Raw genomic sequence first — 7,390 nt, forward strand, 5'->3', positions numbered from 1 at the left:
TGATGCAGTGAGGTCTTTCGGGTTTTCCCCATCTCCCCATCTCCCCATCTCCCCATCTCCCCGCCCCCGGCTAGCAAGGGTAACACCGGCCTATGGCTAAGGCTCTAGGGTGAATAGTTACAAGCGGCGGCTCAGTAGTGGAGAAATTGCGAGTAATACGACTGTGCTAAAACCAAGCAATACCAATAGGGATTGGCCAAAGGTAATAGATGCCCAAGGAGCCTGCATCACAAGACTACCAAAAGACCAGTCATTGTGGAGATAGAGATAGCGAATTGGTTCAATGGCATAGCTGAGGGGGTTAAGACTGGCTACTACCTGTAACCATTTCGGCATGAAGGACAGAGGAGCAAGGGCTGTGCTGGCAAACAGTAGGGGTAAGTTGGTAACAAAAATGACTGCAATTAGTTCAATGTGACCCGGTAGAGCAAATGCTAGTCCTAGACTGAGGGCTGTGACTCCCACCACCAGCAAGAATACAATCAAGGCAATCATAGCCAGACCAGCTAGGTTGGGTAAACCGGCTCCTAAAAAGGCACTGGCGGTGACAATTGCCACAGTTTGCAACAAACTCAGAGCGATTATATATATGGCTGAGGCTGCAACAATAGAGAAACGAGATACTAACGGAGCTACGAGTAAGCGGTTGAGGAAACCAAATTCCCGGTCAAACATGATCGGTAAGCCAGCATTGAGTGCTCCAGCAAAGGCGGTAAACACAATCACACCTGCACCTAGGAATTTGCCATAGCTCAAACTCTCGCCAAAAATCCCTTGAGGAGCGTTTTGGAATAATGCCCCAAATAGGATTAGCCACATTAGGGGCTGGATAATACCAGCCATTAAGGTAGAAGGTCGCCGTTGCAGCTGAATAAACAGGCGTTTGGTTAGGGCTAGGGTTTCTTGGATAAATTCACTTACACCAGGAGTATCATTGACTGGGATTGGTGCAGTAAGGTCTGGTTGCCAGTTAAGGTCGGATTTAGGAGGGGTAAAGGTTTCACTCATATTTATTTCTACAATAGATTCTTACAATAATTGGAGCAATCTTTATTTACTTTCCACTAAGCTCTGTCCTATCTCTCCTTTAGGCCATATTTTGTTTACGCTCTGCCTTGGGATCCCGTTTCCCAGCCTCAGCCAGTTCAGCATCCATCAGGGTTTTACCTGTGGCAGCCAGGTAAACATCATCTAGGCTAGGTCGCGACTGAGCAATGCCAAAGGTTGGTAAACTAACGTCTTTTAAGGCTTGCTGAATGATCATTAAGGCATCGCTTTGGGGTTTAACCACAAGGTTAAGGGAATTGCCCTGATTGCTGTTAATAATCACCTCTCGCACAAAGGGCAAGGACTGAAGCATATCTTTGGCTTCCTTAGCTTCTTCCATGGGGCAGAATTCCCGGATGCGCAGGGTAATGCGATCGCCTCCAACACTATCCTTTAACTGAGATGGTGTCCCCTCAGCTATGATCAAGCCTTTGTCAATAATTGCGACTTGGTCAGCTAATGCGTCTATTTCTTCGAGGTAGTGGCTGGTGATTAGTAATGTGGTTCCTGAGTCTCGCAACTTTTGCAACAGTTCCCATACCACAAATCTGCTCTCAATGTCAAGACCTACTGTGGGTTCGTCTAGTACTAAAACATCGGGTTGGTGGAGTAAGCCAGCGGCTAAGTCCAGCCGCCGACGCAGACCACCAGAGTAAACGCCCGTTTTTTTATTGGCATACTCCTTGAGCTGCAAAATGTCAAGCAGTTTATTGATGCGTTCTTTGGCAACTGCTTTGGGGAGGTGATAGAGGTCAGCTTGCAATTGGAGTAGTTCTTTACCAGTGAGTACCTTATCTAGGGCAACTTCTTGGGCTACATAGCCTAGGCGGCGGCGTGCTGCCCTAGGATTGTGTAGTACTGAAATGCCAGATACCTCAATTTTTCCAGCGTCCGGTGCCGTGAGAGTGCATAGGCAACGAATGGTGGTGGTTTTACCGGCACCATTAGGACCGAGTAAGCCAAAAATTTGACCCGGTTCAACTTGTAAGGAGATGTCTTTGACGGCGTGGACATCTCCATAGCGTTTTTGGAGGTTCTGGATTAATACAGCAGCAGCCATAAGCTTTCCCTATGCCGGTCAGGGATACACAAATCTCAACACTTGTTATTGTAGCCCCTTGCCCTGGTTAGGGGTAAGATGTATTGTTTTTAACCAAAACTGCTGAGGAGTGATTGGGTGTATAGCCCAGTCTCTGGATGCGATCGCGTAGCGGCTCGTACCGAGCATCGCAAAGCGTGACCATTCGCGTAGCGTGGCCAAAAGGCCAAGGTCAATCGCATCCACTCAAGCTACACTTAATATACACTCAATCTACACTCAATATATGGCGTAGCTGTCTTAACTTGTTACGGATTAGTGATCGCTAACCTTTTCACACAGACAAAAGCACCAGCCTAACTCACCAGCGGCAATTGCCTCCTGGGTTTTCTTAAAGGCAGCGCTCAAATCTGGATAGCCCTCCCGAGCCAGCTCAGACACCAGTTCGTAACTCTTGTTCAGGTGTGCGCTCAAGTCCTTTACCTGCAAAACGTTAAATCCGATCTCAGTGAGTTTTTCTGCATAGACTTCGGGGCTAAATGTCGGCTCAAACAGCAGTCGGTTGTAAACGTGCTTGCGGGCTGCCTCACTAACTTCCTCAATTGGTGTTACCAAGTCATCAAACAGGAAGATTCCTCCTACCCCTAGGACACGGTGAACCTCCGCCAGAGCTTTATCAAGCTCGTGGATGTGGTAAAGAGCGCCTTGACTCCAGGCATGGGTAAAGGAGCCATCTGGAAAAGGTAGGTTAAGGGCTGATTCCTTTTGGAAGCTCACCCGCAAAGAGGGGAAATTACTAGCCTTAGCTCGAGCATTCTCGATATAACTGCTACTAATATCGATTCCTACTACCTCACATCCCGTTTGCTGAGCCAGCCAAACGGCAGCGTTGCCATTTCCACAAGCAACTTCTAGTACCCGGGAGTCGGCAGTAATACCGCTCTGTTCCAGCATATATTCATCCCAGCGCTTGCAGGCTGGCACAAAGTCCTCAGGCCGAGCCTTGGCTAAGTTTTCGAAATAACCCCAGTGGAGACTGCCTTCTGGATCCCAGAAACTGCGGAAACGTTGGTCTCGTTCGCGATCATCAAACAATGCCTCGGTCTGAGCTTCGGTAAATCTACTTTTTTGCATAGTTAATCCCAGTTAATTCCACGCTCTTGTTGGTTTCTGATACTGATCAAAATTTAGACTATAGCAATCCTATTTGAATTGTTCAACTTGCTCTTTTATCAGGGTATACCAGTTGTTGTGCCTTATAAGATTTTTAAGGATAATTTTGGTTTTCACAAATGACTTAGGATTGCTATAGTCCCCCTAAATAGTATATAGTTTTATAGGTTCCGGTGTTCGTAAAGTAAAGTGAATAAAATGGAATCGCTTCGCGTTTGGTACACCACACATAATTGTATCACCTACTTGAAAATAATAACAATAGGCAGGTTTAGCATATGAACATTTTCACCAAGCTTGAGTCAGAAGTCCGAAGCTACTGTCGATTGTTTCCAACAGTCTTTACCAAGGCAGTGGGAGATACCTTGATAGATGAGAGTGGGCGTACTTATATAGATTTCTTGGCAGGTGCTGGTGCCCTCAACTACGGACATAATAACCCCAAGCTCAAAAAGCGTCTCCTCGAATACATTGAGTCAGATGCCATCACCCACAGCCTGGATATGTTCACCTCTGCCAAGCAGCAGTTTCTAGAACGTTTCGAGGAAGTAATCTTAATACCGCGAGGACTAAACTATAAAGTTATGTTTACCGGTCCTACAGGGACTAATTCTGCGGAGGCTGCTTTGAAGCTAGCCCGTAAAGTGACTGGTCGAAAAACAGTGATCTGTTTTACCAAAGGCTACCACGGTCATACTTTAGGTGCCCTAGCTGTTACACCTAATCCGACCTATCAAAAGGCTGCGGGCATTCCCCTCGGTAATGTCTTAACGGTGCCGTTCGAGGATAAAAATGGCACCAAAGACGACAGTCTTGATTACTTAGAAAAACTGGTTGATGACCTGAGCATAAATCAGGAAAAACCCGCAGCAGTTATCCTAGAAACTGTTCAATCTGAGGGAGGAATTAATGTGGCTAGTGTTCCTTGGCTGCAACGCCTTGCCCAGATCACTCAAGAGCGAGAAATTTTGCTAATTGTTGATGATATTAAAGTGGGATGTGGTCGAACTGGTCCTTTCTTTAGCTTTGAGCGGGCAGGGTTAAAACCTGATTTAGTTTGTCTGGCTAAATCTTTAAGCGCCTATGGAAACCCGATGGCTGTAGTGCTGATTCGACCTGATTTAGACTGTTGGAAACCAGGGGAACACAGTGGGACTTTCCGAGGCAATAATCTAGCTTTTGTGACTGCCACAGCTGCTCTCGACGAGTACTGGGAGACAGATACTTTTGCCCAGGAAATCGCGGACAAAGGTGAGGTCATGAAGAGCCGACTCAAAGACATGATCACTCGTTATCCAGAAGTCGGCGGCGAACATCGAGGACTTGGTTTGATTCAAGGAATCGCCTGTGAACAAAAGGGGCTGGCTAAAAAAGTTAGTAATGAAGCTTTCAAGCGGGGTTTAATCTTTGAACCCATGGGAGTGAACAAAGAAGTGATTAATCTTCAGTCTACATTAACGATTGATCCCGACACTTTGACCCAAGGGCTAGATATTTTGGAGGAAAGCATTGGAGCTGCTCTCTCAAACTGACTTTGTCAAACCAGCAGCTTCTAAAATTTCTGTCAAGACTTTACCATGATATTCCCAGGGTAAAGTATCAACTGCAAGCTCTTGGACTGCTGTATCTCCATCTACCGCTGGTCCCTCTTTGACCACAGTGGTCAAAATATGTTTATCGGTCTCTAAGGTTAATCCCTCAGTTAACTTAGATTTCAAGTCTGGTCGGAGTAAACCAACAGCAGTGAGTAACCCGATTGCTGCCCAATTTGATACACCGCAAACGATGAGGTGATTACAAGGAATATTGCAGGCAATTTGTTCTCCTGTGCTAATACTTTTGGCAATGAGTTCTTTAGGAAGTGTTCCCATACCTAGTTCATTGCCAGCATCACCAATTCCAATGGAAATTATTTCACTTAGGATAAATAGGAGATGCAAAGGAGCGGTATGAGCGGTGATATCATTCCCGATCATATTTCGGACAGTACCATCGTAACTTGGGCCTGCTCTTTCAATAGAGATAACATGGGAAACTGGTGGTTCAGCACTTTGCCATGAATTCACAATAGAAGAAACGGAGGGATCTTCTGCACTCGCTGCATCGACAGGAACGACATCAAAAGGAACTTGAGCAGGTATTCCTGCTGCCCGAGCAGCAACCTTGACAGCATTAAGGCATAGAGGATCGGTAACTAGACGGACAGGGATTCCAACTCTAAGTAATGCCGCTGCTAGGTGAGCGCAACCGATGGGGCCATCCGTTTCCGCCGCTGGAGGAGTTCCATGGGGAACAAAAAAGCCTGTCATAATAGCCACATGGGGGGATGGATGTTCCGCGATGGAGCGAGCTGCACCAAGCAGCCCCCCCTTGGCAGCCTCCACAAGGGGCTCTATACCATTACCTATATCCCGTCCACAGATGTTTTCAATTTTTTCTATCCGGGTTTTGACTTCTGGAGAATTTCCAAATGCAGCAGTCATAAGCAATTAAACAGATGCTCCTAAATCAACTAACTTTTTAGAAACTGTCTCCTGGATGACTTGGTTGACACTATTTTCGAGGAGGTCTAGCCCTTTGTCTAATACTTCTTCGGAAATTGTTAAAGGCGGGAGACATCGAATCACCTGCCCCTGTGCGCCAGCTGTTTCCATGATTAGCCCATTAGCAAAGGCTGTCCGAATTACTCTATTAGCTAGGTTGCCATCTTTGCAGTCTAAGCCCTGAATCATGCCCCTGCCTCTAACAGAAAAACCGGCCTCCGGGTTATTTTTTGCGATCTGTTCCAATCGAAGCTGCATTATGGTTCCTTTTTGTTTAACGGAGGCTGAAAGACTGTCGTCTTGCCAATAAATTTCCAAGGCTGCTTTGGCGGTAACAAAGGCTAGGTTAGGTCCTCTGAAGGTGCCACTGTGTTGACCTGGTTTCCACTGGTCTAATTCGGGTTTGATCAGCACCAATGAGAAAGGAAGACCAAATCCACTCAAGGATTTGGAGATAGTAACAATGTCAGGGGAAATACCTACTTGTTCAAAGCTGAAAAAGGAACCAGTCCGTCCACATCCGACTTGAATGTCGTCTACAACTAAAAGCACATCATGTTTACGACAGACTTTTTCAAGCGATCGCAACCACTCAAAGCTGGCTACATTGACCCCACCTGCTCCCTGAATTGTTTCTACAATCACTGCTGCTGGAAGCGCTACCCCACTACCTCTGTCGGAAAGGACTTTGTCTAGGTACTCTGTAGTATCAATATCCGAACCCAAGTACCCATCATAGGGTATAAAGGTTACGCCTGTGGTGGTGAGTCCTGCAGCGTCTCGCTGGGAAATGTTGGCAGTTGTTGCTAAGGAACCTAGGGTTACGCCATGGTAGCCATTGGAAAAGGCAATGACCGTTTCCCGTCCCGTTATGTTGCGGGTCAGTTTTAGAGCTGCCTCCACAGCATTGGTTCCTGTTGGTCCAGGAAACTGAACTTTGTAATTCAATTGCCTGGGTTTAAGGATAATGGCTTCAAAAGCTTCGAGAAACTCCTCTTTCGCTACGGTTGCTAAATCGAGACCATGGACAATACCGTCGGACTCCAGATAACCCAGCAGTCGTTCTTTTAGTTGTGGGTTGTTATGTCCGTAATTGAGGGTACCCACTCCACTCAGAAAGTCAATGTACTTAATACCTTCTTTATCTTCTAGAACAGCTCCTTGTGCTTTTTTAAACACCGTGGGAAATAAACGGCAGTAGCTTCGCACATTGGATTCCAATTGATTGAAGATTCTCATGAGATTATCCTCATTAGTGTTATACGTGATGCTTTCCGCAAGCTACCTCAAGGTTCTGCTACTTACCTTTCAACTGGTGGCGATTCCTACTCACCCCCTCACCCATTTCTCTTTTCATCAACTCACCAAATCCTAGGGTAGGAATCGCCAGGATGTCATGACTCAGCTACATTAGTCAGCTACATTAGTCAGCTAACACTTAACTCTTAAGCTGACAGTTAGCTTGACACTCCCCGCTTTAAAAAGACGGGGATTCCATGATCTTTGACCGGCCTTAAACCTTCGTGTCCAAATGGCAATATCTAAGCCGAAATCCCGTCAAGACTAAGATTTCAGTTCAGCTCACGAA

The 7,390-nt window shown here is 46.2% G+C and carries 7 protein-coding genes; 1 reads left to right on the top strand and 6 read right to left on the bottom strand.

Annotated elements, in window-relative coordinates; all coding sequences use genetic code 11:
- Positions 1-117: 117 nt before the first annotated feature.
- The 4 genes from F6K20_RS16990 to F6K20_RS17005 all read right to left on the bottom strand — a co-directional run bounded on the left by F6K20_RS16990 (position 118) and on the right by F6K20_RS17005 (position 3,220).
- Complete coding sequence (locus tag F6K20_RS16990) at positions 118-1,008, bottom strand: ABC transporter permease (protein WP_008179095.1); 891 nt, start codon at positions 1,006-1,008, stop codon at positions 118-120.
- A 79-nt stretch (positions 1,009-1,087) separates the two neighbouring features.
- On the bottom strand, positions 1,088-2,107 hold the full coding sequence (locus F6K20_RS16995) for an ABC transporter ATP-binding protein (protein ID WP_287295395.1): 1,020 nt from the start codon (positions 2,105-2,107) through the stop codon (positions 1,088-1,090).
- An 89-nt stretch (positions 2,108-2,196) separates the two neighbouring features.
- On the bottom strand, positions 2,197-2,328 hold the full coding sequence (locus F6K20_RS17000; RefSeq protein ID WP_287256871.1) for a hypothetical protein: 132 nt from the start codon (positions 2,326-2,328) through the stop codon (positions 2,197-2,199).
- Positions 2,329-2,401: 73 nt separating this feature from the next.
- Complete coding sequence (locus tag F6K20_RS17005; protein ID WP_287295397.1) at positions 2,402-3,220, bottom strand: class I SAM-dependent methyltransferase; 819 nt, start codon at positions 3,218-3,220, stop codon at positions 2,402-2,404.
- Between the two features lie 317 nt (positions 3,221-3,537).
- Here F6K20_RS17005 and ectB (F6K20_RS17010) point away from each other — a divergent pair, with 317 nt between their 5' ends.
- A complete protein-coding gene (gene ectB / locus F6K20_RS17010; RefSeq protein ID WP_287295399.1) occupies positions 3,538-4,791 on the top strand; it encodes a diaminobutyrate--2-oxoglutarate transaminase in 1,254 nt (417 codons plus the stop codon).
- Here ectB (F6K20_RS17010) and F6K20_RS17015 read toward each other — a convergent pair.
- Positions 4,783-5,742 carry a glutamate cyclase domain-containing protein gene (locus F6K20_RS17015; RefSeq protein WP_008179105.1) on the bottom strand — a complete coding sequence of 320 codons (960 nt, stop codon included), beginning with the start codon at positions 5,740-5,742 and terminating at the stop codon, positions 4,783-4,785. The two genes, ectB (F6K20_RS17010) and F6K20_RS17015, sit on opposite strands and share 9 nt — an antisense overlap.
- A gap of 6 nt (positions 5,743-5,748) precedes the next feature.
- Positions 5,749-7,041, bottom strand: coding sequence for a diaminobutyrate--2-oxoglutarate transaminase (gene ectB, locus F6K20_RS17020; RefSeq protein ID WP_071102071.1), 1,293 nt, complete (start codon positions 7,039-7,041; stop codon positions 5,749-5,751).
- Positions 7,042-7,390 lie beyond the last annotated feature (349 nt).

Source organism: Moorena sp. SIO2C4, from assembly GCF_010672485.1.
In the GTDB taxonomy this organism is placed as follows: Bacteria; Cyanobacteriota; Cyanobacteriia; order Cyanobacteriales; family Coleofasciculaceae; genus Moorena; species Moorena producens.

What these genes read in the sequence shown, in the direction of transcription:
- ectB (WP_287295399.1), top strand. Translation starts at nt 3,538, where the DNA reads ATGAACATTTTCACCAAGCTTGAGTCAGAAGTCCGAAGCTACTGTCGA.
- ectB (WP_071102071.1), bottom strand. Translation starts at nt 7,041, where the DNA reads ATGAGAATCTTCAATCAATTGGAATCCAATGTGCGAAGCTACTGCCGT.
- F6K20_RS16990 (WP_008179095.1), bottom strand. Translation starts at nt 1,008, where the DNA reads ATGAGTGAAACCTTTACCCCTCCTAAATCCGACCTTAACTGGCAACCA.
- F6K20_RS16995 (WP_287295395.1), bottom strand. Translation starts at nt 2,107, where the DNA reads ATGGCTGCTGCTGTATTAATCCAGAACCTCCAAAAACGCTATGGAGAT.
- F6K20_RS17000 (WP_287256871.1), bottom strand. Translation starts at nt 2,328, where the DNA reads ATGCGATTGACCTTGGCCTTTTGGCCACGCTACGCGAATGGTCACGCT.
- F6K20_RS17005 (WP_287295397.1), bottom strand. Translation starts at nt 3,220, where the DNA reads ATGCAAAAAAGTAGATTTACCGAAGCTCAGACCGAGGCATTGTTTGAT.
- F6K20_RS17015 (WP_008179105.1), bottom strand. Translation starts at nt 5,742, where the DNA reads ATGACTGCTGCATTTGGAAATTCTCCAGAAGTCAAAACCCGGATAGAA.